The sequence below is a fragment of the Novosphingobium silvae genome, assembly GCF_009856825.1.
Lineage (GTDB): Bacteria > Pseudomonadota > Alphaproteobacteria > Sphingomonadales > Sphingomonadaceae > Novosphingobium > Novosphingobium silvae.
In genome coordinates this window covers 1-882 of sequence record NZ_WVTD01000064.1, presented here as the reverse complement: position 1 = coordinate 882, position 882 = coordinate 1, and the positions used below count along the sequence as shown (strand labels likewise).

Below are 882 nucleotides of genomic sequence, written 5' to 3'. Positions count from 1 at the left end.
GGCTCTGTTGCAAACATGGGGCACGGCCGCGCGGCGTCACCCAGTTGGGGGATTAGGCAGCATTGGCGAAATGCTTATTGAGCATAATCATGGTTTCGGTCAGGGCCGAGGGTCCAATTCCGAATGCTCTTTCAACCAGGCGCACCTCCCCCATGATACCTGGCTGCAGGCACCATGCCTGGGCCTGTCCTTTGCGTAGGGCGCGCATGACCTCGAAGCCCTTGATCGTGGCGTAGGCCGTTGGCATCGACTTGAAGCCACGTACCGGCTTGATCAGCATCTTCAGCTTGCCGTGGTCGGCCTCGAGCACGTTGTTCAGATATTTCACCTGCCGGTGCTCGGTTTCCGCCGCCAGTTTGCCTTCGCGTTTCAGCTCAGCGATTGCTGCGCCGTAGCTGGGTGCCTTGTCGGTATTGAGTTTGGCCGGCTTTTCCCAGTCCTTCAGGCCACGAAGAGCTTTGCCCAGAAAGCGCTTCGCCGCTTTGGCGCTGCGTGTCGATGACAGATAGAAATCAATCGTGTCGCCCCGTTTGTCGACCGCCCGGTACAGGTAGGTCCATTTGCCCCGCACCTTTACGTAGGTCTCATCCAGACGCCAGCTCGGATCAAAGCCGCGCCGCCAGAACCAGCGGAGACGCTTCTCCATCTCCGGCGCGTAGCGCTGCACCCAGCGATAGATCGTCGTATGATCGACATCGATCCCACGCTCGGACAGCATTTCCTCGAGATCACGGTAGCTGATGCCGTATCGACAATACCAGCGCACCGCCCATAGGATGACCTCGCCGGTAAAATGCCGTCCTTTGAAATCGTTCATCGCAACTGACCTTGACAGTACATGAGCCCAATCTTGGAAACCGTGTCAGAGTTTGCAACAGAGCC

The 882-nt window shown here is 58.0% G+C and carries 1 protein-coding gene; it reads right to left on the bottom strand.

Annotation, left to right across the window (positions count from 1 at the left end):
• Positions 1-52 precede the first annotated feature (52 nt).
• Complete coding sequence (locus GR702_RS21950; RefSeq protein WP_006949122.1) at positions 53-817, bottom strand: IS6 family transposase; 765 nt, start codon at positions 815-817, stop codon at positions 53-55.
• Between the last annotated feature and the right edge of the window lie 65 nt (positions 818-882).